Origin of the sequence: Fructilactobacillus myrtifloralis (assembly GCF_024029335.1) — a bacterium.
Taxonomy (GTDB): domain Bacteria; phylum Bacillota; class Bacilli; order Lactobacillales; family Lactobacillaceae; genus Fructilactobacillus; species Fructilactobacillus myrtifloralis.
The window spans coordinates 1,344,025-1,367,581 of the sequence record NZ_CP097116.1 but is presented as its reverse complement, the minus strand read 5'-3'; the positions used below and the strand labels follow the sequence as shown (position 1 = coordinate 1,367,581).

At 46.1% G+C, this 23,557-nt stretch carries 24 protein-coding genes and 1 tRNA gene; 5 read left to right on the top strand and 20 right to left on the bottom strand.

Annotated features, from left to right (window positions below):
- Nucleotides 1-11 precede the first annotated feature (11 nt).
- The 8 genes from asnS to cdaA all read right to left on the bottom strand — a co-directional run bounded on the left by asnS (nt 12) and on the right by cdaA (nt 8,309).
- On the bottom strand, nt 12-1,403 hold the full coding sequence (gene asnS / locus M3M35_RS06775; RefSeq protein ID WP_252750717.1) for an asparagine--tRNA ligase: 1,392 nt from the start codon (nt 1,401-1,403) through the stop codon (nt 12-14).
- A 347-nt stretch (nt 1,404-1,750) separates the two neighbouring features.
- Nucleotides 1,751-2,800, bottom strand: coding sequence for a lactonase family protein (locus M3M35_RS06770; protein ID WP_252749888.1), 1,050 nt, complete (start codon nt 2,798-2,800; stop codon nt 1,751-1,753).
- Nucleotides 2,801-2,871: 71 nt separating this feature from the next.
- Nucleotides 2,872-3,186, bottom strand: a complete 315-nt coding sequence (locus M3M35_RS06765; RefSeq protein WP_252749887.1) for a hypothetical protein — start codon at nt 3,184-3,186, stop codon at nt 2,872-2,874.
- A gap of 15 nt (nt 3,187-3,201) precedes the next feature.
- Nucleotides 3,202-3,336, bottom strand: a complete 135-nt coding sequence (locus tag M3M35_RS07370) for a hypothetical protein (RefSeq protein ID WP_274706353.1) — start codon at nt 3,334-3,336, stop codon at nt 3,202-3,204.
- A 68-nt stretch (nt 3,337-3,404) separates the two neighbouring features.
- Complete coding sequence (gene glmS / locus M3M35_RS06760; protein ID WP_252750716.1) at nt 3,405-5,219, bottom strand: glutamine--fructose-6-phosphate transaminase (isomerizing); 1,815 nt, start codon at nt 5,217-5,219, stop codon at nt 3,405-3,407.
- 161 nt (nt 5,220-5,380) lie between these two features.
- Nucleotides 5,381-6,730: a phosphoglucosamine mutase gene (gene glmM / locus M3M35_RS06755; RefSeq protein ID WP_252749886.1), complete on the bottom strand. Its 1,350-nt coding sequence runs from the start codon at nt 6,728-6,730 to the stop codon at nt 5,381-5,383.
- Nucleotides 6,731-6,744: 14 nt separating this feature from the next.
- Nucleotides 6,745-7,470 (bottom strand): CdaR family protein, encoded by a 726-nt coding sequence (locus M3M35_RS06750; protein WP_252749885.1) that lies wholly within the window; start codon nt 7,468-7,470, stop codon nt 6,745-6,747.
- Nucleotides 7,470-8,309: a diadenylate cyclase CdaA gene (gene cdaA / locus M3M35_RS06745; RefSeq protein WP_274706352.1), complete on the bottom strand. Its 840-nt coding sequence runs from the start codon at nt 8,307-8,309 to the stop codon at nt 7,470-7,472. Before cdaA ends, M3M35_RS06750 begins: the two co-directional genes overlap by 1 nt.
- A gap of 151 nt (nt 8,310-8,460) precedes the next feature.
- Here cdaA and M3M35_RS06740 point away from each other — a divergent pair, with 151 nt between their 5' ends.
- Nucleotides 8,461-9,108 (top strand): DUF1361 domain-containing protein, encoded by a 648-nt coding sequence (locus tag M3M35_RS06740; RefSeq protein ID WP_252749884.1) that lies wholly within the window; start codon nt 8,461-8,463, stop codon nt 9,106-9,108.
- A 48-nt stretch (nt 9,109-9,156) separates the two neighbouring features.
- Here M3M35_RS06740 and murB read toward each other — a convergent pair whose 3' ends face one another.
- Entirely contained in the window at nt 9,157-10,053 is an 897-nt protein-coding gene (murB, locus tag M3M35_RS06735; protein ID WP_252749883.1) for a UDP-N-acetylmuramate dehydrogenase, read from the bottom strand.
- 123 nt (nt 10,054-10,176) lie between these two features.
- Here murB and M3M35_RS06730 point away from each other — a divergent pair, with 123 nt between their 5' ends.
- On the top strand, nt 10,177-10,710 hold the full coding sequence (locus M3M35_RS06730; RefSeq protein ID WP_252749882.1) for a 3'-5' exonuclease: 534 nt from the start codon (nt 10,177-10,179) through the stop codon (nt 10,708-10,710).
- Between the two features lie 73 nt (nt 10,711-10,783).
- On the opposite strand, the gene M3M35_RS06725 is transcribed toward M3M35_RS06730, so the two are convergent.
- The 11 genes from M3M35_RS06725 to gap all read right to left on the bottom strand — a co-directional run bounded on the left by M3M35_RS06725 (nt 10,784) and on the right by gap (nt 21,365).
- Nucleotides 10,784-11,254, bottom strand: coding sequence for a GNAT family N-acetyltransferase (locus M3M35_RS06725; protein ID WP_252749881.1), 471 nt, complete (start codon nt 11,252-11,254; stop codon nt 10,784-10,786).
- Complete coding sequence (tsaE, locus tag M3M35_RS06720; protein ID WP_252749880.1) at nt 11,247-11,723, bottom strand: tRNA (adenosine(37)-N6)-threonylcarbamoyltransferase complex ATPase subunit type 1 TsaE; 477 nt, start codon at nt 11,721-11,723, stop codon at nt 11,247-11,249. The genes M3M35_RS06725 and tsaE overlap by 8 nt, the downstream gene beginning before the upstream one ends.
- Nucleotides 11,724-11,737: 14 nt before the next feature.
- Nucleotides 11,738-12,712, bottom strand: a complete 975-nt coding sequence (pta, locus tag M3M35_RS06715) for a phosphate acetyltransferase (protein WP_252749879.1) — start codon at nt 12,710-12,712, stop codon at nt 11,738-11,740.
- Nucleotides 12,713-12,721: 9 nt separating this feature from the next.
- Nucleotides 12,722-13,414, bottom strand: a complete 693-nt coding sequence (locus M3M35_RS06710; RefSeq protein ID WP_252749878.1) for a uracil-DNA glycosylase — start codon at nt 13,412-13,414, stop codon at nt 12,722-12,724.
- A gap of 61 nt (nt 13,415-13,475) precedes the next feature.
- The gene (gene smpB, locus M3M35_RS06705; protein ID WP_252749877.1) at nt 13,476-13,949 is read right to left on the bottom strand and encodes an SsrA-binding protein SmpB; all 474 of its coding nucleotides are present in this window, start codon (nt 13,947-13,949) and stop codon (nt 13,476-13,478) included.
- An 18-nt stretch (nt 13,950-13,967) separates the two neighbouring features.
- Nucleotides 13,968-16,274 (bottom strand): ribonuclease R, encoded by a 2,307-nt coding sequence (rnr, locus tag M3M35_RS06700; protein WP_252749876.1) that lies wholly within the window; start codon nt 16,272-16,274, stop codon nt 13,968-13,970.
- A gap of 100 nt (nt 16,275-16,374) precedes the next feature.
- A complete protein-coding gene (gene secG, locus M3M35_RS06695; RefSeq protein WP_252749875.1) occupies nt 16,375-16,611 on the bottom strand; it encodes a preprotein translocase subunit SecG in 237 nt (78 codons plus the stop codon).
- A 147-nt stretch (nt 16,612-16,758) separates the two neighbouring features.
- Entirely contained in the window at nt 16,759-18,078 is a 1,320-nt protein-coding gene (gene eno / locus M3M35_RS06690) for a phosphopyruvate hydratase (RefSeq protein ID WP_252749874.1), read from the bottom strand.
- 88 nt (nt 18,079-18,166) lie between these two features.
- Entirely contained in the window at nt 18,167-18,925 is a 759-nt protein-coding gene (tpiA, locus tag M3M35_RS06685) for a triose-phosphate isomerase (RefSeq protein WP_252749873.1), read from the bottom strand.
- A 115-nt stretch (nt 18,926-19,040) separates the two neighbouring features.
- A complete protein-coding gene (locus M3M35_RS06680; RefSeq protein WP_252749872.1) occupies nt 19,041-20,258 on the bottom strand; it encodes a phosphoglycerate kinase in 1,218 nt (405 codons plus the stop codon).
- A 102-nt stretch (nt 20,259-20,360) separates the two neighbouring features.
- Nucleotides 20,361-21,365, bottom strand: coding sequence for a type I glyceraldehyde-3-phosphate dehydrogenase (gene gap, locus M3M35_RS06675; RefSeq protein ID WP_252749871.1), 1,005 nt, complete (start codon nt 21,363-21,365; stop codon nt 20,361-20,363).
- Between the two features lie 246 nt (nt 21,366-21,611).
- Here gap and M3M35_RS06670 point away from each other — a divergent pair.
- The 3 genes from M3M35_RS06670 to M3M35_RS06660 all read left to right on the top strand — a co-directional run bounded on the left by M3M35_RS06670 (nt 21,612) and on the right by M3M35_RS06660 (nt 23,460).
- Nucleotides 21,612-21,683: transfer RNA gene (locus M3M35_RS06670), tRNA-Arg, on the top strand.
- Between the two features lie 162 nt (nt 21,684-21,845).
- Nucleotides 21,846-22,664, top strand: coding sequence for a HipA family kinase (locus M3M35_RS06665; protein ID WP_252749870.1), 819 nt, complete (start codon nt 21,846-21,848; stop codon nt 22,662-22,664).
- Nucleotides 22,654-23,460: a DUF3037 domain-containing protein gene (locus M3M35_RS06660; RefSeq protein WP_252749869.1), complete on the top strand. Its 807-nt coding sequence runs from the start codon at nt 22,654-22,656 to the stop codon at nt 23,458-23,460. The genes M3M35_RS06665 and M3M35_RS06660 overlap by 11 nt, the downstream gene beginning before the upstream one ends.
- Nucleotides 23,461-23,557: the final 97 nt, after the last annotated feature.

Sequence of the window (23,557 nt, the reverse complement as noted above, 5' to 3'; positions counted from 1 at the left end):
CGTTCTTTCCTTTAGAAATTAATGTTTCCTTGAACCCGTGGATAAGGAATTACGTCGCGGATGTTATCCATCCCCGTAACGTACATTAACAGGCGTTCAAACCCAATTCCAAACCCGGAATGCTTGGTCCCACCATACTTACGTAGTTCCAAATACCAATCGTATTCTGCTTCCGGTAACTTAAATTCCTGCATTTTAGCTCTTAAAACGGCCTCGCGTTCTTCTCGCTGACTCCCTCCGACCAGTTCACCAATCCGAGGTACCAGTAAATCAACGGCCGCAACCGTCTTTTCATCTGGATTGTCCCGCATGTAAAAGGCTTTGATTGCGCGGGGATAATCGGTTACAAAGACCGGCCGGTGAAAGACTTGCTCGGCCAAGTACTGTTCGTGTTCGGCCTTTAAATCAACACCCCATTCCACTGGGTATTGAAAGTCAACGTCTGCTTCCTGCAGCAATTCAATTGCCTTAGAATAGGTAATCCGGGCAAACGGTTCCGCAACCGTTTGTTGCAGACGTTCCAAGAGCTGGTGATCAACATGGTCGTTTAAAAATTGTAAGTCGGCTTGGGCATGGTCTAACAGGTACTGCACTACAAACTGGAGTAACCCTTCAATTTCCGTAACCGTTTCCGGTAGCCCCGCAAAGGCCATTTCGGGTTCAATCATCCAAAATTCTGCTGCGTGCCGCTTGGTGTGGGAATCTTCCGCCCGGAAGGTCGGGCCAAACGTGTAAACGTTTCGAAAGGCCAGGGCAAAGGGCTCCACTTGGAGTTGACCACTAACCGTCAAGTTCGTTTCCTGCCCAAAGAAATCTTGGCTAAAGTCCGTGTGACCGTCCTCAGTCTGGGCCGGGTGGTCAGGATTAAGCGTTGTCACTCGAAACATCTCCCCTGCCCCTTCAGTATCACTACTGGTGATGATGGGCGTGTTCACGTACACAAAGTCGTGATGTTGCAGGTATTCATGAATGGCAAAGGCAGCTAGCGACCGAATCTGAAACACCGCGTAGAAGGTGTTAGTCCGAGGCCGTAAGTGCGCAATCGTCCGCAAGTACTCGAGTGAGTGTTTCTTCTTCTGCAGCGGATAATCGGGTGCGGCCACGCCTTCGATGGCAACACTATCGGCGTGAAGTTCAAACGGTTGTTGGGCATCTGGAGTTTCCACTAGTTTCCCGGTAACTTTCACCGTGGAACTAATTGGTAACTTGACCACGTCTTCAAAATTCGCTAACTGATCTCGCTTGGCAATTACCTGCAGGTTCTTAATGTACGAACCATCGTTCACCTCAATAAACGCAATTTTTTTTGAATCCCGAATCGTCCGAATCCAGCCGGAAATGGTTAATGACTGGTCGGTGTGTTCACTGGGACTGGCATATAAGTCTTTAACTAAAACATCCATCGTAATTCCTCCATTACTAGGCGTCTGGTACGCCATTCTAATTCCAAACAAAAAGACCTCATCACTAGGGACGAGGTCTTCGCGGTACCACCCAAATTGTTTTCTCAATTCCTTGAAAAAACCAACTCACTTCGCAATAACGGGCGAAGGCCGGGTCTGGTGCGGTTAGAGCTTACTTCCTTCCGCGCGTAGGTGTTCCCCACAGGGAGTTACGTCGAGCTTCCACCATCCTCGATTCGCTAGGTAACATCCTTTGTAGTTGGCCTACCTCAGACATTTGTTGCTTTTAATATACATTAAGTATCCGATTGGCGCAATTGCTGAAACCAGCACTGTGCGATTCCGATTTATTGTGGTTTTCGGGGCGCCACACAAGTTCCTTCTGGAACCGTAAAGTCCTTTTGGACTAAGGTTAACTTACCAGTCTCTGCATCCCGATGGAACAAGGACGCATTGTCACTGTTTTGGTTAGCCACAATCAAGAACTCTTCGGTTTGGTTAAAGTTGAAGTCCCGTGGGAATTCTCCTTCTGTAGAAACCCGTTGGACTTGCTGTAATTTTCCATCTGGTTGAATTGCAAAGACCACAATGCTGTCATTCCCCCGGTTGGAAACGTACACAAACCGGTGGTCACTAGACAGGTGAATGGCAGCAGCTCCGTTGTGGGCGGTCCAATCGGCTGGAATCGTTGACACGATTTGTTCAATTTCAAACTGAGCCGTTTCTTCGTTGTAGTTCAAGACGGCCACTTCACTACTTAATTCGCCGACGAGATAGGCCTTCCCCATCTCCTCAATGTAGGTGATGTGCCGGGGACCAAAGCCAGGAGCTAAGGTTAAGCCACTAACGAGTTGCAATTTTCCTTCGGGCGTTAAGTCATACAAGAAGATTTGATCCAGCCCTAAATCACAAACCACTAACCGCCCATCAAACGAGATGTCCACGTAGTGGGGGTGAGCCCCGTCGGCTTGTTCGGGTTTGGGGCCAACTTGACCGTGGTCATGCACCCGGTCCGTCGCGGACAGTAACCCCTGTGGCGTAATGGTGAAAATCGTTACGTCCCCGGTGTGGTAATTAGCGGTGTAGACATTTTGCCGTTTTTCATCAACCGTGATGTAGGCGGGACTACTCCCCGCTTCCACGATCTTTTCAATTTCCTTGGCCGGTAAGGTCGTCCCGTCTAAATCAAGGACGCCACCGTGAAGTTCGTCATCTTCCATGACCCGTTCCACCGCATAAATCCGGTGGGCTTTTGATTCAGCCACGTAGGTTGGCGAGCCGGCTTTGGCAACCAACTGTAAGTTTTGTAACGCTGGTTTTTCCGTATCCAATTCAATTTGATAAATTCCCTGACTTTGATTCTTGGTATACGTTCCAATCAGAAATTTTTCGATCATGTCCCTGCCTCCATTTGCTTTTCGTTTATTATCGCACAATCTAAAATGGTGGTAAAGGTAGGAACGCCAATCTACCCGATGTGATTTTCCTTTAAGATTAACTCTACTTCTCGCTCCATTTCGGGAGTCCGCTGCCATTCCTCAAATTCCTGAAAATCTTCGGCTGGCATCGTAAAGTGCTGGTTAATGTAATTTTCATAGTTAATGACGTGCACGGAGTGGGGAATGTTGAGTTGGAGAATCCGAACCCGTTGTAACAGGTGGCGTTCGACCGCTAGTTCCGCACGGCCATTTTGCACCATGTTACTAATCTCTAAGTACTTACTGCCGTCAAGCCGGGTAATCTCTTCAATTAAATCTAACGTTTCATGGCTTTGTTGTGTCATCGTTTGCTCCTCTGGTTACCAATGGCGTTTGTGGACCGTCCGGACACCGCGCCGATCCGCACTCAACTTATTTTGCTGCTCCTTAAACTTTTGCCACGTCGTTTCCTTGCGATCGTGTTTCGTTTGTTTCGTTCGTTTCGTATACTTCATGGTTTCACCTTCTTTAACCCGAGAAAAAAAGAATTGTCTGCACAATTCTTTTTTAATCATCTCATTTATTATTCTACTGTAACACTCTTAGCCAGGTTCCGGGGTAAATCAACGTTCAAGCCCTTATTCAAACTCGTGTAGTAAGCCAAGAGTTGGGCGGGAATGACACTCAATAACGGCGCCAACAGTTCGTCCACGTCTGGAATAACGAACGTATCGTCCGGACGAGCAAGACCCTGACGCACAATTGAGAGGGTCTTAGCGCCCCGTGCGGCCGTTTCTTCGAGGTTACTCCGGGTCAACCCGGCCGTTCCGGCTTGGGTAATAATCCCAATCACAGGAGTTCCCGGTTCAATCAAAGCAATCGTCCCGTGCTTCAGTTCCCCTGATGCGAACCCTTCGGCGTGTACGTACGAAATTTCTTTCAACTTCAAGGCGGCTTCTAGTGAGACCGTGTAGTCAATCCCACGACCAATGTAAAACGCCTGGTTCGCTTGCACAAAGTAATCCTGAGCAATTTGATCAATTTCGTTCTTTTCGTCCACGATACTTTGCATTCCCTGGGCCACTACGGCAAGTTGTCCCTTAAGATCAAAGGTTTGAGCCGCCGCAACTCCTTTGGCTTCCCCAACTGCCTTGGCCAAAATGGCTTCTAGGGCAATTTGGGCAGTGTAGGCCTTGGTGGAGGCCACTGAGATTTCTGGACCGGCCTCTAACAACAAGGTAAAGTCGGATTCTCGAGACAGAGTGGAATTTGCCACGTTGGTAATCGTCAAACTCGGCAGGTTTTGCCGGTTCACGTTCACAAGGACCTGGCGACTGTCAGCCGTTTCTCCACTTTGCGATAAGAAAATGAAGAAGGGTTTTTCGGACAACAAGGGGGTTTCGTAGGCAAATTCAGATGCCACGTGAACTTCCGTTGGAATGCCCGTTAGTTTTTCTAACTGCGCTTTGCCAACTAATCCAGCGTGATAACTCGTTCCAGCCCCCACGATGTAAATCCGGTCGGAATCACGTAGTTTTTCTACCAGTGCCGGCGTAATTACGGGTTGACCAACTTGATCAAGGTACTTCGCTGACAACTTCCGCATTACGTTTGGTTGTTCATCAATTTCTTTTAACATGTAGTATGGGTAAGTTCCCTTGTCAGAAGCAGTTGGATCAACGCTTACTTCAAAGGTTTCACGTTCTACTTCTGCCCCGGTTGGGTCATTAACGATTACCTCGTTTGGTCGAACCACACAAACATCCCCGTCTTGAATTTCCAAGAACGTGTGCGTAACGTCCAGCATCGCAATCGAGTCTGAGCACACCACGTTGCAGCCATCGCCGAGTCCAATCAACATCGGACTCTTGTTTTTAGCCACGTAAATCGTTTCTGGGTCTTCACGATCCATTAACATGAACGCGTACGATGAGTTTTCTAACAGTCCCAACGTTTTATTGAAGGCGTCTTTAGTACTCATCCCATCTTTAACAAACTTATCAATTAACTGGACCACCACTTCGGTATCAGTTTGGCTGTGGAAGTGAACTCCTTGAAGGTATTCATCCTTCAATTCCTGAAAGTTTTCAATCACTCCATTGTGGACCAGGTAAAAACGTTCGTCACTTGAAAACTGCGGGTGCGCATTCTCAATCGTCACGCCCCCGTGCGTTGCCCAGCGGGTATGACCGATGCCGGCCGTCCCCTGAACTTCGGGTCCAATTTTCTTCCGTAAATCAGCAATACTCCCGGTTGTCTTCACTAGGTAGTTTGTTCCATCCGGCTGATCCACAAAAATTCCAGCCGAATCATAGCCCCGGTACTGTAATTTTTCCAGTCCACTTACTAAGATTTCGGTTGCATTTGGATTTCCGGTTACTCCAACCACTCCACACATAATCATTTCCTCATTTCAAATTGGTATAGATGTTTCATTTTTAGTTTAATTTAAGTTACAGGCTATATTTTAGCTTTTTAATTAACCATTGTCAATTAATAACTGGAATTGGTCTACGTCCGAATCTAAAAAAAGAGTGGCCCGTCTGGACCACTCTTTTTTTAGGCTTGATTAGCTTGTTCAACAACCTTCGCAATCCGTTCTGCGTAGGCTTGACTTTCTGCTTCAGTTGGTGCTTCGACCATTACCCGGAGCAATGGTTCCGTCCCACTGGGGCGAACTAAAATCCGACCATTACCGTTCATTTCTGCTTCAACCTTTTCGATCTCTGCTTGAACAGCCGGAGCATCCATCGCATGCTCCTTATCAGCAACGTGGACATTCACGAGGCTTTGGGGATATTTTTGCACCTCCGCTGCTAACTCAGATAGCGGTTTTTGGGTAGCTTGCATGATTGCCATCAACTGCAAGCTGGTTAACATTCCGTCCCCCGTCGTATTAAAGTCTAAAAAGACGATGTGACCGGATTGTTCCCCCCCAAGGTTATAACCGTTCCGGTTCATCTCTTCAACGACGTACCGATCTCCAACCTTGGTCTTAACGCTGTGCATCCCGTGCGCTTCCATGGCCTTGTACATCCCCAGGTTGCTCATTACGGTCGTCACAATCGTATCCTGCTTCAACCGGCCGTGATCATCCATGTACTTACCACAAATGTACATGATTTTATCACCGTCCACGAGGTTCCCCTGTTCGTCGACCGCAATACACCGGTCACCGTCACCATCAAAGGCAATTCCCAGTTGGGCACCCTCGTCAACCACTAACCGTTGCAGTTGTTCTGGATGGGTCGAGCCCACTTGATCATTAATGTTAATCCCGTTGGGCGTGGTGGCCATCGTGGTGAAGTCTAACCCTAGGTCCGCATACAACCGGGGCACTAAGGAACTGGTGGCTCCATTGGCAGCATCCACCACCACCTTCATTCCCGTTAGATTCTCTGGAATCGTTTGGGCTAAAAAGTGGAGGTATTTTTGCCCAGCCTCCGTATAGTTATCGGCGGTTCCTAACCCCGCTGCTGCTGGCCGGGGAAGGTCATCAACCGGATTTTCGAGCATGGCTTCAATGTCTGCTTCGATGTCATCCGAGAGCTTGTAACCATCGCCGCCAAAGAATTTAATCCCGTTGTATTCAGCTGGGTTATGGGAGGCCGTAATCATGACCCCAGCATCAGCCCCTTGGTCTCGCACTAAATAGGCCACTCCCGGGGTAGTCACTACTCCTAACCGTAGAACTTCAATTCCAACTGAGAGTAACCCGGCGACCAACGCCGATTCCAGCATTTGTCCGGAAATCCGGGTATCTCGTGAGACTAAGACCCGCGGTTGGTGCTGTTCTCCACTCCGCTTGGTGAGGGCATAACCCCCCGCGCGGCCCGCGCGAAAGGCTAATTCGGGGGTTAATTCCTGATTGGCAATTCCTCTAATTCCATCCGTTCCAAAATACTTCATCGTTTCTCCTTTAATTATTCAGCTTTATTCTCTAGTTCATTGTTTTTTTCCACCACTAATTTCACTTCAGTGGTCGAGGGTGAGATGATCACGTTCACGGTTTTCCCCTGCGCGTCCACCGCATCAATCACGGTCGTCTGCTTGGTGGATTTCCGGAGTTCCTTTGTCAGGTTGACCTTTGCGAGCACCTTCTCAATGCGCTGCATCTCATCAGCGGGACCGGTGACGCTCACCTTCTGCAGATCCTGGTCGACCCGGGTCACTTTATAGCCAGTGGCAATTTGATTTTTATCGTACTCGACTTCCACCGGAAAAACCTTGGTTTCCCGTTTCTGGATGTTCACGTTAATTTTAGCGGGTTTAATGGTAGCTTTCAAATCCGAGTTCAATCCGGTTTGTTGTAAACGAACCTGGTGCTTCCCCGGTCCTAACTCGCTCAAATCAGCCATGACCTTAAAATTACGGGTGTTAGCGGTCGTTGTAACTAAAGCGGCCGGCCCCTTCAACTGCACTTTAACCTTTTCCGGATAGCCGACCACAAAGTACTTGCTGGAATTAACGTTCAGTTGCAACGGGACTTCAATCTGTTTCGTCGTCGTGGAGGTAAGTTGCTGATTGGCCTGATTATCCCGCGCGTTGGGATTACCCAGTTTCGCCTGGTTAACCACGAAGAACAAGCCCACAGCAATCACAAAGGAAATTAGCAGTGCAAACGCCTTGCTATCAAAAAAACGGTGCATTACTTGCCACCCCCCATGACCTTGCTGAAGAAATCATGCACTTCACCGTGCCACGTTTTCTTCGTGTTCGGTGTTAATAGCTGACTACGCAAGTACTTTAAATAGTCTTCTTGACTCATCCCACGGAGTAATTCGTTGTTTTGGGTCAGAGAAACTTCCCCGGTTTCTTCGGATACCACGATGGTAATGGCATCAGTGACTTCAGACAACCCCACTGCCGCCCGGTGTCTAGTCCCCAGTTCTCGCGGAATCAGGTTACTATCAGAAGGCGGTAGGTAGGCATTGGCCGCCGCAATGCGGTCATCCTTAATGATTACCGCCCCATCGTGGAGCGGCGTGTTGGGAATGAAGATGTTAATCAGGAGCTCACTCGATACATCGGCATCCAGTTGAATCCCCTTTTCAATCCACTCTTCTAACCCCGTTTTCATTTGGAGCGCAATCAAGGCTCCAATCCGCCGCTTTGACAGGTATTGAATTGCCCCATCTAAGGATTGGATTAACTTTTCCGTTCGGGCGTTTGCCTGTTGGGACTGTTTAAACACCGACCGCTGGCCCAGCTTTTCTAGGCCCCGGCGAATCTCTGGTTGAAAAATCACGATACAACCAATGACTCCCCAGTTAATGATTTGATCCAAAATCCACGATGTCATCGTCAGACCGAGGTACCAACTCAAGACCTTGGCAATCACAAGAATCACAATTCCACGCAGTAATTGAATCGACCGGGTGCCCTTTAACAGCATAAACAGTTCGTAAATTAAAATCCACACCACTAAAATATCTAGGACGTTACTCAAATTGTGTAACGTTAGTAGATTACTCCAATTAATTCCCATTCGTTCGCGTTCCTTCCTGCGTCTTTGTAACAATTATAGCACTCCGCTCCCGGTCTTTAATAGGGGGATGAGGAGGGAGCTTAAACATTTTGTTAGTTTTTTTTCGTAAATTGCGGTTTAATGAAAGGAGACTAACTTGAGGTGATTTTATATGACAAACAGTAAAAAATGGCAGGTCCGCTTGTTTTTCGTCGTGTGGCTGGTCTTTATCAAACTCTTCATCAAAGACTCCCTCTTTGGTTTTCTATTATTAAACACGTTCTTAGGGTACCTACCGATTGAAATTAGCTTTCACATTGGTAAACCCCACCAAAACGTCCTCATTTTCTGGGGGCTCACGTTACTGTGGTTACTGTTTTATCCGAATGCCCCTTACATTTTAACAGACTTGTTGCATTTGTCATGGCTCCATCCGAATGATATCAACGGCATGTTGAAGCTCGATGGACACATCTGGTTTCTGTACACCTGTCTGTTAATTAGTGCCCTGACATGCGCGTTTCTTGGGTTTTGGGGCCTCATCCACGTTGCTAAGGCCATCACGGCTAAAATTCACGTCCAAATGGCCTTTACCAACTTCCTAGTAACTACCGGATTGATCTGTTTAAGTTCAATTGGGCTCTACATTGGCCGCTTTTTGCGGGTCCACACCGTGTATTTGATTACCAAACCCAAGTTTTACCTTCACATGTTTGCCAACATGTGGAATCGCGAAATGATTATCTTTGTCGTTCTCATGACCATCATTCAACTCGTCATTTACTGGATTTACACCATCATCCAGGATCCACAATCTTAACCAACCAAAAAGCCCGCGGGTGCACCAAAATGCACCCACGGGCTTTTGTTATTGAGCCCCAATAATTCGGACCTCTGGTTCTAATTTAATTCCAGTCTGAGCAGCTACAGTGGCCTGGACGTGGTGAATGACGTGTAAGTAATCAGTGGCTGTCGCGTGGTCGACGTTGACAATAAAGCCGGCGTGTTTCTTCGAGACCTCGGCCCCCCCAGCGCGGTAACCTTGGAGTCCAGCTTCGTGGATCAATTTCCCGGCGAAATGACCACGAGGTCGCTTAAAGACACTGCCACACGATGGGTATTCCAAGGGTTGTTTAGATTTACGTAGGTAGTTTAAATGATCCATTTCCTGTTGAATCAATGCTTTGACCCCAGGCCGGAGCTGAAAGGTCGCTGCGAGGACAATTGCGTGCTGATCTTGAATCGCGCTGTGCCGGTAGCCAAAGTCCAACTGGTCGTGGGACCACACTTCAATCGTTCCGGCCTGAGTTAAAACGGTGGCAGCGGCTAACACGTAGGCGGTCTCACCACCATACGCGCCGGCGTTCATAAACACCCCGCCCCCAATGCTGCCGGGAATCCCAGCGGCAAACTCCAAGCCGGTGAGTCCCGCTTGTTGGGCGACCTGCGTGGTGGCAATGTAGGCTGCCCCGGCCTGTGCGTTAACTTGCGTGCCGTCGACCGTAATCTGGTTCATGGCCGTTAAAATAATGGTCAACCCACGAATCCCCCCGTCTCTGACAATCAGATTACTGGCATTGCCAAGGACCGTCACGGGTAAATCTTGCTCCTGGGCAATCTGGACCAGGGCCTCCACTTGGGCATTCGTTTCTGGAAAAGCCAAAAAATCAGCTGGTCCGCCCGTTTTCGTCCACGAATAGTGGGCGAGAGGTTCATTTTTCAAAATTTTAAAATCTGTAAATTTAGTGGTTAAATCAACTGTCATTACGCGTTTTCCTTTCAGTCGTCTGCCTTCATTTTACCACGCCCCTGCGGTTAAAACTATCCAAAAAATGATATACTAGGACCATTACTGCTTACGACTAGCGCAATTGGAGGAGGCCCATTCATGAACTTTGTTGCCATTGATTTTGAAACCGCCACAAGTAAACGGGCCAGTGCCTGTTCAGTGGCACTGACGGTGGTCCGTGATGATCAAGTTGTGGACGAATTTTACTCCCTCATTAATCCGGAAACGAGCTTTAACTGGCGCAACGTGCAGGTGCACGGAATTCACCAGCGTGATGTGGCAAAGGCACCCACCTTCCCTGAGGTGTGGGAAATCATCAAACCCTTTTTCCGACCCCACCGGCTCGTGATTGCCCACAATAATCGCTTTGACAATAGTGTGTTAAAAAAGAGCATCGAACGCTATGAACTCCCGGTCCCGCACTACCAAACTTTAGATACCGTTAAAACTTCCCGGAAATTCTACCCGGAATTTCCAAATCACAAACTAAACACCGTTAGTGAACAACTCGGGATTGACTTACAACACCATCACAACGCCCTAGCGGATAGCCAGGCCTGCGCCCAGATTCTCCTGACGGAGGCGCGCCAGTTTGGCGTTCCAGCGCTACAACCCTTCATCACCAACGTCTAATTACGAGCACAACGAAAAAACGACCACTCGCTGACCGATTATCCAGTTAGCGAGTGGTCGTTTTTAGTTAGGTTTAATGTTCCATGGTTAGCAGATCGTGGTCCGTTTGGGTAACGTGAAACCCCTGCCGGTGGTACAACCGGACTGCTCGTTGGTTGTGAACGTTCACGGTCAGCCACAGGTGGTTTAGGTGACTTTGCGTCTGCAACCACTCCACCGCCACGTCCATTAAAGCGGTCCCTAACCCGAGCCCTTGATACGCGGACAGGACCGCAATCCCGAGTTCGCCCCGCTGTGGATCGGTTTCAGTGATTGTCACAAGTCCCACGAGCTTCTCTGCAACCGTCGCCACAACAATCAGGTTGGTACCCGAACTGTTCAGTTGGGTAATCGCCTCAGCTTCCTCCGCTACGGTGGGCGGGTGGCCGTTCGCGTCAATCACCACAAACGCTGATTCGTCCTGCAACTGCGCTCCTAACTGCAACAACGCAGCGGCATCCGTGGCTACTGCTGCCCGTAATCCAACCTCGAAATCTTCAGTCATGGGTTAACTCCCAACCGGGTAAGCCCGTGGTAAACCGGTCTCCTTGGGGAATGAACGTCACCGTCCGGTCGTCTGGACCGACATCATCATGGCGCTGAAACTGAATCCGGAGATAGTCCGTGGGTAATTCATCAGCCGCAAACTGGGACCATTCGACAACGCTGACTCCTGAACCCGCAAAGTATTCGTCGAGCCCTAAGTCAGCGGCACCCCCGGTTTCAAGCCGGTACACGTCCATGTGATACAGGGGCAGGCGTCCGGATTGGTACTCCCGAATAATCGGAAAGCTCGGACTTTTCACGGTTTGCCGAATCCCGAGACCCCGGGCAATTCCCTTCGTAAAGGTGGTTTTCCCCGCTCCAAGATCGCCATCAAGCAGTAACACATCTCCAGCTTGCAGGTGCGAAGCAAGCTGGGCCCCCAGCTGTTCGGTTTGCGCTGCGGACGTAACTTCAATTGTTTCTGCCATTCCGCTCGCCTACTCTATAACGCCTGCGTCGCAGTGATCAGGGCCACTTTATATACATCAGCGGCGCTGCAACCCCGCGAGAGGTCTGAAACCGGTTTATTCAATCCCTGGAGGATTGGTCCAATGGCTTCAAAGTCCCCTAGACGTTGAGCAATCTTGTAACCAATGTTTCCGGATTGTAAATCAGGGAAGACAAAGACCGTCGCAGAGCCAGCAACCTCAGAATCCGGTGCCTTTGCTTTCGCAACGGCTGGAACTAAAGCGGCATCAAACTGTAATTCTCCGTCTAACGGTAACTCCGGAGCTTGTTGGTGGGCTAATTCGGTAGCTTGCTGAACCTTTTCTACCGCATCTCCCTTGGCCGAGCCCTTGGTGGAGAAGCTCAGCATGGCAACCCGTGGGTCAATATCAAACAAATTAGCGGTTTTCGCACTTTCGGTTGCGATTTCGGCAAGTTGTTCGGCCGTTGGCGCAATGTTAATCGCACAATCGGCAAAGATAAACCGGGCATCGTGTTTTTGCATAATGAAAGAACTACTAATTAAATTAACGTCTGGTTTTGTTTTAATAATTTGTAGGGCCGGACGAATCGTGTCCCCCGTTGGATGAATTGCTCCAGAAACCATCCCATCAGCTTGCCCCATGTAGACCATGGTGGTTCCAAAGTAGTTAGGATCCTTGAGCCATTCTAAGGCTTCCATTGCGGAAGTTTTCCCACCACGCCGGTCCACAATGGCTTGCACCATTGCTTCGGTTTGGTCACTATCAATGTTTTGGTAGTCCAAAATTTTGATGCCATCGAGCTTGGCATTGACCTTTTGCGCCGTTTGGGCGATTTCAGCTTCTTGACCCAGCAAGATGGGTTTGGCAACCTCATCCTCTAGTAATTGATGTGCTGCCAGGATGATCCGTTCGTCATTTCCCTCGGGAAAAACGAGTTGGATGTCTTGGCCTTTAACCTTTGTCTTTAAACTTTCAAATAAATCCATGGTTACCTCCTAGTTGGCCATCGTGACCTGTGCTGGTAATTGCCAATCAATGGGCGTTTCACCCATTGCTGTGAGTGCCGCATTCGTCTTCAAAAACGGCCGGGAGCCAAAGAACCCCCGATTCGCTGACAGGGGACTGGGATGCGCGGATTGAATGACCACGTTCGTCGTTTGATCAATCAACTTAATTTTATTGCGAGCTGACCGGCCCCATAGGATAAACACCACGGGTTCCGGTCGTTCGGACAACTTCGCGATTGCATAATCGGTCAGTTGTTCCCAACCATGCCCCTGGTGTGAGTAGGCCTGGCCGTCTCTGACCGTTAAGACAGAATTTAAGAGTAACACGCCCTGGTCAGCCCAGTGTTTTAAATAACCGTGCTGAACTGGTTTAATGCCCAGGTCGTTCTCAAGTTCCTTATAGATGTTTCGCAACGACGGGGGCACCGCCACGTTTGGTTCCACCGCAAAACTCAATCCAATCGCCTGGTGCGGGCCATGATACGGATCTTGTCCCAGAATGACCACCTTGGTGGCCGAAAACGGCGTCCATTCGAATGCCTGAAAGATCCGTTGCATCGCCGGATAGACGGTGTGCGTTTGGTATTCAGACACTAAAAAGCGCCGTAACTCCTGGTAGTACGGTTTTTCAAACTCTGGTTTTAAAATGGGCCACCAATCATTATCAATGAACCGTTTCATTTCCAAGCCTCCCTTCAGCGCTCACCCCCATTATAACAAAAAAAGAACGGTTCCCCGTCCTTTAATAATGTTTCATTACCCGTTCAATTTGCCGTTGCTGATCGCGCCGTTTAATGGTTTCCCGTTTATCGTACGTGTGTTTACCTTTAGCAACTCCAATTAAGACCTTGGCAAAGTTATGCTTTAAATAAACCTTTAACGGTACAATCGTCACCCCTTTGGTCTGAACGGCCGCACTCAACTGCTTAATTTCACGCTTGTGCAGTAATAACTTGCGGGTCCGCAACGGATCGTGATTAAACTGGTTTCCTTCCGTGTACTCATTAATGTGCACGTTCATGAGGAGGGCTTCCCCGTTGCGAACCGAAACAAATCCGTCCTTGAGGTTAATGCGCCGTTCCCGAACCGATTTAATCTCCGTTCCCGTCAGGGCGAGCCCCGCTTCATAGGTTTGCTCAATAAAATAATCATGACGAGCCTTCCGATTCGTGGCCATCACGTTATCGTGATTGGGCTTTTGTTTCGTATGCGCCATTCTCATTCCATCCTTAGTTTATTTCCGTTTTTGAATTGTAAATTGATGCTTGTGATCCTTAGCATTAGCGCCTTTATTAGCAGACTTCGGCGCATGTGATCCCCGGGCCGACTGCTTTTTAAAGTTCTTGCGGTGCGTCCGTTTGGGGAGCAATTCGCTCGTTGGGGTTGCTTCTGGATTAACGATTTCAAAATCAACCGTACTCTGATCGACGTCAACCCCGACACACTTGACCCGCACGTCCTGGCCAATCTTAAAGGTCCGCTTCGTATTGCGCCCCACGAGGGCCATGTACTTTTCCACGTACTCATAGTAATCATCGGTCATTCGACTAATGTGGACCAAGCCCTCAACCGTATTCGGGAGCTCAATAAAGGCGCCAAACTTCAGCACGGAACTAACCACTCCGTCGAATTCTTCCCCGATCTTATTACTCATGTACTCGGCCTTCATCATGGCGTCTACGTCCCGTTCGGTATCAACCGCCCGGCGTTCCGTTTCCGATGAGTGAATGGCCACGTCACTAACCACGTTCGCATAAGTTTGCTTCGTAACGTTATTGATCCCATTGTCTTCATAGTAATGAATCAAGCGGTGAATGAACATGTCCGGATACCGCCGGATGGGTGAGGTGAAGTGGGTGTAGTAATCGGCCCCTAATCCAAAGTGGCCAACGCACTTCTCGTTATACTTCGCCTGTTGCATACTCCGTAGCAACATCACAGAAACCACTGCTTCTTCCGGAGTTCCTTCCACCTTCGACAGGATATTTTGCAACGTCTTTGGTTGCAAATGGTCAGGATCGGCTTTGACGTTAATCCCAAAGGCGGTCAGGAACTCAAAGAAGTCCTTGATCCGAGTCGGATCTGGATTCTCATGGATTCGGTAGATGAACGGCACCTTCGCCTTGTGATAGGTTTCTGCCACCGTTTCGTTGGCCGCCAACATAAATGATTCAATCATGCGTTCAGCCGTCCCTCGCGTCCGGACTTGAATGTCAATGGGATGGCCGGCTTCATCGACAATAATCTTAGCCTCATCATCCGCAAAGTCAATGGCTCCCCGCTGGCGCCGGGCTTTATACAGGATCTGGTGCAATTCGTTCATGGTTTCAAACATGGGAACCAAGCCCGCGTAGTGGGCCCGGGTCTCTGGATCGTGATTTTCCAAGATTTCGTTCACAGCATTGTAAGTCATCCGGGCGGTCGACCGCATCACACTCGGATGAATCCGTGATTTAATCACCTTACCTTGGGGCGTGATTTCCATGTCACAACTCATACAGAGTCGCAGTTCACCCTCGTTTAAAGAACAAATCCCGTTGGACAACCGCCGTGGGAGCATCGGAATCACCCGGTCCGTCAAATAAACCGACGTTCCACGCGTGTAGGCTTCTTGGTCTAACAGACTGCCCTGCTTAACGTAGTGACTAACGTCCGCAATGTGGACCCCTAAGTGGTAATTCCCGTTAGGTAACTTCCATGCCGTAACCGCGTCATCCAAATCCTTGGATTCTTCGGCATCAATCGTCACCAAGTCTTGGTCCGTAATGTCTTCGCGTCCCACCGTTTCTTCTGGGAGGACGTGGTCTGGAATCGCATCAGCCGCTTCTAAGACATCCTCTGGGAATTGTGATGGGACGTCGTTGGCGTACACAATTTGGAGGATGTCAATTCCAGGATCGTCCACACTTCCGATAACCTGTTTGGCTACCCCTACCATGTAATCAGGATGCTTAGCATTGGGATACTCCGTGATGTCGGCTGTCACCACTTCTCCAGGAGTCGGATGGAGTCCCGCATCGGTCACGTAAAATTTCATCCCGGTTAACTTCTTGTCACGGAGTTTAACCTGACCTAAATACCCCTGGTCATCAGCAGTCGTGAAAAATTCTCCAACCACGTGGTCGTAGTGGTGCTCTAAAATATCTACCACTTTCCCTTGGGGTCCCCGATCCGAATTTTTCTGGGCTGGACGGGTGATTTGCATTGCGACCCGGTCAAGGTTCATCGCATTAATCGTGTCATCGGGTGCGATAAAGGCATCTGAAAGTTGTTCGTCGTACGCCACGAACCCAAATCCCTTGGGATTCGAGTGAAAAACCCCCTCGTGGGTAAGTTCACTCGGGTTAATTTTAAAGTTCCCGTCGTTCGTAACCACCACGACCCGATTTCGTTCCAATTCTGCTAGTTCTTGGACAATCAGCTTAAACGCTGCTGAACCATGGTACTTTAATTCATCCGCAATTTTTTCTACGTCAAAGCTGACGTTCGGATGATTGCGGAGCACATCCGCAATTTCTTGTTTTAGTTTATTATCTTGCACGGTAATTTCCTCTTTTTTCTAGTTCAATTTCCCACGCCACGGGAGAATCCCCGTTCGTTTAATATAAAAAAAGCCCCTGTGTAGGCACAGGAGTTTTTAATTAATGTTGAGCCATCCACATTAAAATTAGGGCAATGGCAAAAAATAAAATCCCTAATACGACAGTTACCTTTTGGATAAAAGATTCAAATCCACGTGATTTTGATTCTGAGAACAAATCACTGGCACCGCCGGTAAATGAGGCCATTGCATCATTATTTTTCGATGGTTGCATTAAAACGGCGCCGATAATGAGCACGCTCACAATCCATAGAATAATCATTAAAAAATTAGCCACAAAAATTCCTCCTAGACAGCTATTCACGGTCTAATCATCATATACGTCATTATAACACATTGGCAAGCACTATTCTAACCACAGAGAAGCATTCTCACCAGAAAAAAAGCCGTTAGCACGAATACCAACGACTTTTCTTAGTGATAATTATTTGTTAATGATGTTTTCCCGGGCCGTGTGGTCAAGGTTGTAGAATGAATTGATTCCCTTGTATTGGGCAACGGAACCTAATTGATCTTCGATTCTCATCAATTGGTTGTACTTCGCAATCCGTTCACCACGACTCATGGAACCAGTCTTGATTTGGCCGGCGTTGAGGGCCACTACCAAGTCAGAGATGGTCGTGTCTTCCGTTTCACCAGACCGGTGAGAAATGATGGCCGTGTAACTAGCTTCTTTAGCCATGTTAACCGCGTTCACCGTTTCCGTAAGCGTTCCAATTTGGTTCAACTTGATCAAGATGGAGTTTGCAACGTGCATCTTAATTCCCTTTTCAAGGTATTCAGTGTTCGTTACAAACAAGTCATCACCAACGATTTGAACTTTCTTACCAAGTTCAGCAGTGGCAACCTTCCAGTCTTCCCATTCGTTTTCGTCCAGTGGGTCTTCGATCGAAATGATTGGGTACTTGTCAACTAATGAGTCAAGTAAGGCTACGAATTCAGCAGCTGTGTAGGACTTGCCGTCTCCAACCAAGTCGTACTTCTTCGTTTCCGTGTTGTAGAATTCAGAAGCAGCACAGTCAAAGGCAATGCAGATATCCTTACCTGGTTTGTAGCCAGCTCGTTCGATGGCTTCTACCAAGATTTCAAATGGTTCTTCATTGTTCTTCAAGTCGGGAGCGAATCCACCTTCATCACCAACAGCCGTGGAGTAACCACGTTCGTTGAGGATGGCCTTCAAGTTATGGAAAGTTTCTGAACCCATCCGAACGGCTTCCCGTAAAGTTGGGGCCCCAACTGGCATAATCATGAATTCTTGGAAGTCCACCTTGTTGTTAGCGTGTTTTCCACCGTTAATCACGTTCATCATTGGAGTTGGGAGAACGTGGGCATCAAAACCACCCAAGTAGTTGTACAAAGGAGTTCCCAGTTCGTCGGCAGCAGCACGAGCTACAGCAATTGAAACTGCCAAGATCGCGTTGGCCCCTAACTTAGCTTTGTTAGGAGTACCGTCTAACTTGATCATTGCTTGATCAATGCCTAATTGGTCAGTCACATCGTAACCGATGATTTCTTTCGCAATCTTGTCGTTAACGTTGGCAACGGCTTTCGTTACCCCTTTACCCATGTAACGACTCTTGTCGCCATCGCGTAATTCAACGGCTTCGTGTTCACCAGTTGAGGCTCCAGAAGGAACGATTCCCCGTCCCATGGCACCGTCTTCTGTGTAAACCTCGGCTTCCACCGTTGGATTTCCACGAGAGTCAAGGACTTCGCGTGCGTATACATCAGAAATAATTGACATAATAAATCTCCTTAGTAGTTAGTAAACTATTCTCTATCCACCTAAATTTTACAGTTTTAAAAATCACTTTGCAATCAATTTCACCAATTTAATTGGTGTGGTTGAAATTGGCTAATTGCACGAATTCTTGCGGTGAGAGGCTTGCTTTGCCCGCGAGCACCCCATCGATATCCGGTTGTTTCATCAGTTCGTGAATGTTTTCAGCATTGACACTACCACCGTAAAGAATCCGAACCTGGTTTGCGATTTCATCCGAATAAATGTCCGCAATCGTTTGCCGAATTAGGTAACAACCCTCTTCCGCTGCGTCGGCGGGAGCGGTGTGCCCCGTGCCAATCGCCCAACTAGGTTCGTAGGCGACCACCGCATGCCGCATGTCAGTGGCTGCAACCTGCTGAATGGCGGCCGTCACCTGATTTACCATCCAGGAGATGTGATCACCATTTTCGTAGCGACCCATCGTTTCGTCACAACAAATAATCGGATACATGTGGTTCCGAAACACCGCCTGAACCTTTTTATTGATTAAATCGTTGGTTTCATGAAAGTACTTCCGCCGTTCGGAATGGCCAACGATCACGTATTTAATTCCCATCTCACTAAGCGCCTTCGGACTAACTTCACCCGTAAAGGCCCCTTCGTCTTCATAGTAACAATTTTCCGCGGCCACCTGTAAGGGACTTTCGTTATGCTCCAGCATCGTCTGTAAAAACAACGGGGAAGCTGCTAATACCGTTTCAACCTCGCTCGCCGGGGGAATCTGGTTGTTAATGGTTTCCACAAATTCGGTGGCTGCTTGTAACGATAAGTTCATTTTCCAATTTCCGCCAATAAAGGGAGTTCTCATGTTTTCTTTCTCCTCTCGTTTCCTTAGTTCAATTTTAGCGGAAAACCGGCGAAATAACTAGCAATCACCCCAAAGAAAAAAGACTAACTCGAAATTCGAGTTAGTCTTTGCAAAGTTAATCTTTGTTCGAAACACAAGCAATCCCTGGAAGGGTCTTGCCTTCGAGGTATTCCAAGGAAGCTCCCCCACCAGTTGAGATGTGGGTTAGCTTGTCAGCAACCCCTAACTGCTTTACAGCGGCCGTGGAGTCACCACCACCAACGATGGTCGTAGCATCCTTCAAAGTTCCGAGGAAGCGACCAATGGCCAACGTCCCTTCGGCAAACTTCGGCATTTCAAAGACACCCATTGGGCCGTTCCAAACGACCGTCTTGGCACCTTTAAGCACGTCTTCAAAGAGTTTAATCGACTTTGGACCAATGTCTAAGGCCATCATGCCATCCGGAATCGAGCCATCGACAACTTCCGTTTTAGCGTCATTAGAAAACTTGTCCGCACAAACGGAGTCAACAGGGAGCACAATCTTGTCGCCACCCTTTTTCAAGATTTCCTTGGCAACGTCAATCTTGTCTTTTTCTACCAACGAGTTTCCTACGCCAATTCCCTTAGCAGCGTAGAAGGTGTAGGTCATTCCCCCACCAATAATGATCTTGTCGGCTTTATCTAAGAGGTGATCAATCACACCAATCTTGTCAGAAACTTTGGCTCCCCCAAGAATGGCAACAAAGGGATGTTTTGGATTGTCAACGGCATTCCCGAGGAACTTAATTTCTTTTTCGAGCAAGAAACCAGCGGCAACGGGTTTGCCGGCTTTTTCCATGGCCGTTGCAATTCCAACGTTTGAAGCGTGGCTCCGGTGGGCAGTCCCAAAGGCATCGTTTACAAACACATCGCCAAGTGAAGCCCAGTATTCACCTAAACTAGGATCGTTTTTCGATTCCCGGTTGACTTGCTTACCGTCGATTACATCTTGGTACCGAGTGTTTTCAGCCAGTAAAACTTGGCCATCTTTCATGTTATCAATGGCTTCTTCCAGTTGTGGTCCTTCGTTAACGGGCACAAAGGTTACTGGTTTGCCTAATAACTGGGATAATTTTTCAGCTACCGGACGTAGTGACAGACCCGGCTTGTCATCCTCTGATTTAATCCGACCTAAGTGAGAGAACAAGATGGCTTTGCCACCATGATCAATCACCCATTCGATGGATGGTAAAGCGGCCACAATCCGGTTGTCATCGCCAACCACTCCGTCCTTAATCGGAACGTTAAAGTCGACCCGCATTAATACCTTTTTCCCTTTTAAATCTAAATCATCAATGATTAATTTACTCATGCTATTTCCTCCTTCTTACTTCAGATTAAAGAAAAAGGCGGGGGAGGTTTCCCCTCCTCCGCCTTTTCTCAGCAACATTAAGTTGAGCGACTTATCGTTAAATTACATTGTAGCGAATTTAAGTAAAGTCCGAACCATGTTACAAGTGAAGCCCCATTCGTTATCGTACCAAGCGACCGTCTTAACTAATTGTAAACCATCGTTTTCAACGATTTCAGTTTGGTTAGGATCGAAAATGGAACCGTGGTCATCATCAATGATGTCTGAAGAAACGATAAAGTCATCGTTGTAACCGTAAGCTTCGTTTTCGTGGCTCTTCATGGCATCGTTAACTTCGTCAACCGTAACGTTCTTGTCCAGAACAGATACTAATTCAGTCAAAGAACCGTCAATCGTAGCAACCCGTTGTGCGTGACCCTTCAAAGCACCATCTAATTCTGGGATAACCAAACCAATGGCCTTAGCAGCACCAGAACTGTGAGGAATGGTGTTAACGGCAGCAGAACGGTTGTTAGCAAACTTAGCGCTCCGTGGACCATCTTGCAATGCTTGAGTAGCAGTGTAAGCGTGGACAGTCGTCATGGTACCAACTTTAACACCGAAGTCTTTGTTCAACCAGTAAGCCATTGGTGCTAAACAACTAGTAGTACATGAACCAGCAGAAACGATCTTGTCGTCTTGGCTCAAGACGTCCAAGTTAACCCCTGGAACAACCGTAGTAATGTCACCAGCAGGAGCTGAAATCAAGACCCGCTTAGCACCGGCGTCCAAGTGTGCTTGTGATTTTTCTTTGGAAGTGTAGAATCCAGTACATTCAAGTACGAAGTCAACACCATCGTTCTTAACCCAAGGAATGTTCTTTGCATCACGTTCTGCGTAAACCGGAATGCTCTTACCATCAACGATGATTGAGTCTTCAGTTGATTCCACTTTACCAGGGAAACGACCGTGAACAGAATCATACTTCAATAAGTAAGCTAACATTGAAGGGGTTGTTAAATCATTGATTGCTGCAACTTCGATCCCTTCTGCACCAAGTTCATGAATCCGACGAAATGCAAGACGACCAATTCGTCCGAAACCATTAATACCAATTTTTACAGTCATAATCGGCTTCCTCCTTCAGGAATATCTAAATTTTAATACATAATTATAGTACCACTTTTGTCAGGAAATGTCAGTGATTCCCTTCCCAACCAGGATAGCTTGCTATAACCCGTGTATTAGTAGCCGGTCGCTTGCCAACTACGATTTTTAGTATAGCAAATCGCCTTTTGAATGCAACTAAAACACTTTTAATTTAAGGGTTGATTATTTTGGTGATTTCCGTTAATATAATAAGAGTGTTCTGACGCGCCACTAGTGTAATGGATAGCACGTAAGATTCCGGTTCTTGAGATGGGGGTTCGATTCCCTCGTGGCGCATTGTAAAGCAGGTGACGACGGTCACCTGCTTTTTTATTCATATCTAAGCTTATATAATATCTAATTTTCAAATAAAAGGTATTAGTTTATGCTAAAATAAATCTAACTTTCATCTACTTAATTTAATATATTTTTTAATGAAATTAGTACATATGAAGGGGAGTGATTAATATTATAGAAATAGTTAGTATTAATAAATTAATGAATGCCGGAGTTACAAAACCTGTCTTAGCTTCAGCAAACAACAAAAAATTGTATATTTTAAAAACATTTAATAACTATACTGAAACATATAAATTTGCATTCAATGAGTTAATTTCTAGTAGAATTGCAAAAAAATTAGGACTTCCCATATTAAATTTCGATATAGCCAACCTTTCAAATGAAGCGATTAAGAGTTGCAATGATGAAAAAATAAGTGATTTGAATATATGTAGTGGTCCCTGCTTTGCGGTTGAATATACTAAGGGTATTACTAATATTAATCCACTTCTAATTAGTTCTTCTTCTAATAAAGATGATATCCCCGGTATCTTATTATTTGACGAGTTAATGTTAAATGAGGACAGATATAGTAATCCGGGTAATTTAATATACAATAAAAAAAATAAAAAAATATATATGATAGACCATACACATATAATTAGAAACGGTTTATGGACTAACAGCGAATTAATTCAGGATTCAATAACACCACCCCTTTTAATAGAATTAGAAGGACAAAAATATTTTAGTTACTTAAACCAATATATTCATGGAAATAGTCCATTTGATGGAATATGCCAAAAAATCAATAAATTAAAAGATAATGATTTTGAAAATTTTTTTATTAACATTCCTTCGGAATGGAGTATTCCTCAAAATGAAATAGATCAATGCAAAAAATTTGTTAAATTTAGATTTGCTAATTATAATGGAATCTTAAATCAAATTAGATATGAATTACCAGGATGGAAAGGAGGAGAAAACAATGAAACATAAACTTTATTATTCAATTTTAAAATATACCCCAGATATAATTAGAGATGAATCTCTTAATGTTGGCATTGTTTTTCATTGTCCAGATATCCCTATAAGCAAATTTAAAAAGACTAATAATAAACAAAGAATATATTATTTTGATGATGAATATGATCCCGATTATATAGATATAGTATTTAAATCTTTAAGTTATGAATTTGATAGTGATAATTTAAATTTAGATAATGATGATCGTTTTGAATTTATTAAAAATGACAATTACTTGGAAGAAAAAACAAAACCATATGTTAATGAATTTTGGTTTAGTAAAGTATTTCAAATTGAGATAAGTGAACCTTTAAAAGAAGAGATCAACGATTTAACAAAAACATATTTATATTATGATTCACCTAAAAACCAAAGAATTACTGTTGATAAAGTCAATGCTTTATTAAAAAAGCAGATAAAAAACACTGACGCTCATTTAACTAATGTATATTGTAAAATTTTTTCTAAAAACAATAAAAAACCTGTTTTTACTATAGAAACAAAAAATTCAGTAGTTGCCCCTTTTACTTTTGATTACAAAAAAGATAGTTCTTTAGATAATGCTTTAGAAAAACTTTCCTTTCAAGTAACACATGTAAAAAATAAATTGAAAAATAAGAATATTCAGATAGTTATAAATAATATAGACCTTGATGATTCTAAATATAAGGAAAAAATGAATTTATTAAAGGATGTCTTATCTGAAGACACTGGAATGGAAGTTAAAATTGATACATTAGCTGATTTTTCTGAAAAAATCAAAGAATAAACACATATATTCATTATATTACTACAATTAGAATTTAATTTCTCTCAAGCTCTTTGTTTGACCTTGGTTGACCATCATTGTAAGATGAACTTACGAA

Bases quoted from the DNA above. Each gene is read 5' to 3' on its own strand.
- asnS (WP_252750717.1), bottom strand. From the start codon at position 1,403: ATGGATGTTTTAGTTAAAGACTTATATGCCAGTCCCAGTGAACACACC.
- M3M35_RS06770 (WP_252749888.1), bottom strand. From the start codon at position 2,800: ATGATCGAAAAATTTCTGATTGGAACGTATACCAAGAATCAAAGTCAG.
- M3M35_RS06765 (WP_252749887.1), bottom strand. From the start codon at position 3,186: ATGACACAACAAAGCCATGAAACGTTAGATTTAATTGAAGAGATTACC.
- M3M35_RS07370 (WP_274706353.1), bottom strand. From the start codon at position 3,336: ATGAAGTATACGAAACGAACGAAACAAACGAAACACGATCGCAAGGAA.
- glmS (WP_252750716.1), bottom strand. From the start codon at position 5,219: ATGTGTGGAGTGGTTGGAGTAACCGGAAATCCAAATGCAACCGAAATC.
- glmM (WP_252749886.1), bottom strand. From the start codon at position 6,730: ATGAAGTATTTTGGAACGGATGGAATTAGAGGAATTGCCAATCAGGAA.
- M3M35_RS06750 (WP_252749885.1), bottom strand. From the start codon at position 7,470: ATGCACCGTTTTTTTGATAGCAAGGCGTTTGCACTGCTAATTTCCTTT.
- cdaA (WP_274706352.1), bottom strand. From the start codon at position 8,309: ATGGGAATTAATTGGAGTAATCTACTAACGTTACACAATTTGAGTAAC.
- M3M35_RS06740 (WP_252749884.1), top strand. From the start codon at position 8,461: ATGACAAACAGTAAAAAATGGCAGGTCCGCTTGTTTTTCGTCGTGTGG.
- murB (WP_252749883.1), bottom strand. From the start codon at position 10,053: ATGACAGTTGATTTAACCACTAAATTTACAGATTTTAAAATTTTGAAA.
- M3M35_RS06730 (WP_252749882.1), top strand. From the start codon at position 10,177: ATGAACTTTGTTGCCATTGATTTTGAAACCGCCACAAGTAAACGGGCC.
- M3M35_RS06725 (WP_252749881.1), bottom strand. From the start codon at position 11,254: ATGACTGAAGATTTCGAGGTTGGATTACGGGCAGCAGTAGCCACGGAT.
- tsaE (WP_252749880.1), bottom strand. From the start codon at position 11,723: ATGGCAGAAACAATTGAAGTTACGTCCGCAGCGCAAACCGAACAGCTG.
- pta (WP_252749879.1), bottom strand. From the start codon at position 12,712: ATGGATTTATTTGAAAGTTTAAAGACAAAGGTTAAAGGCCAAGACATC.
- M3M35_RS06710 (WP_252749878.1), bottom strand. From the start codon at position 13,414: ATGAAACGGTTCATTGATAATGATTGGTGGCCCATTTTAAAACCAGAG.
- smpB (WP_252749877.1), bottom strand. From the start codon at position 13,949: ATGGCGCATACGAAACAAAAGCCCAATCACGATAACGTGATGGCCACG.
- eno (WP_252749874.1), bottom strand. From the start codon at position 18,078: ATGTCAATTATTTCTGATGTATACGCACGCGAAGTCCTTGACTCTCGT.
- tpiA (WP_252749873.1), bottom strand. From the start codon at position 18,925: ATGAGAACTCCCTTTATTGGCGGAAATTGGAAAATGAACTTATCGTTA.
- M3M35_RS06680 (WP_252749872.1), bottom strand. From the start codon at position 20,258: ATGAGTAAATTAATCATTGATGATTTAGATTTAAAAGGGAAAAAGGTA.
- gap (WP_252749871.1), bottom strand. From the start codon at position 21,365: ATGACTGTAAAAATTGGTATTAATGGTTTCGGACGAATTGGTCGTCTT.
- M3M35_RS06660 (WP_252749869.1), top strand. From the start codon at position 22,654: ATGAAACATAAACTTTATTATTCAATTTTAAAATATACCCCAGATATA.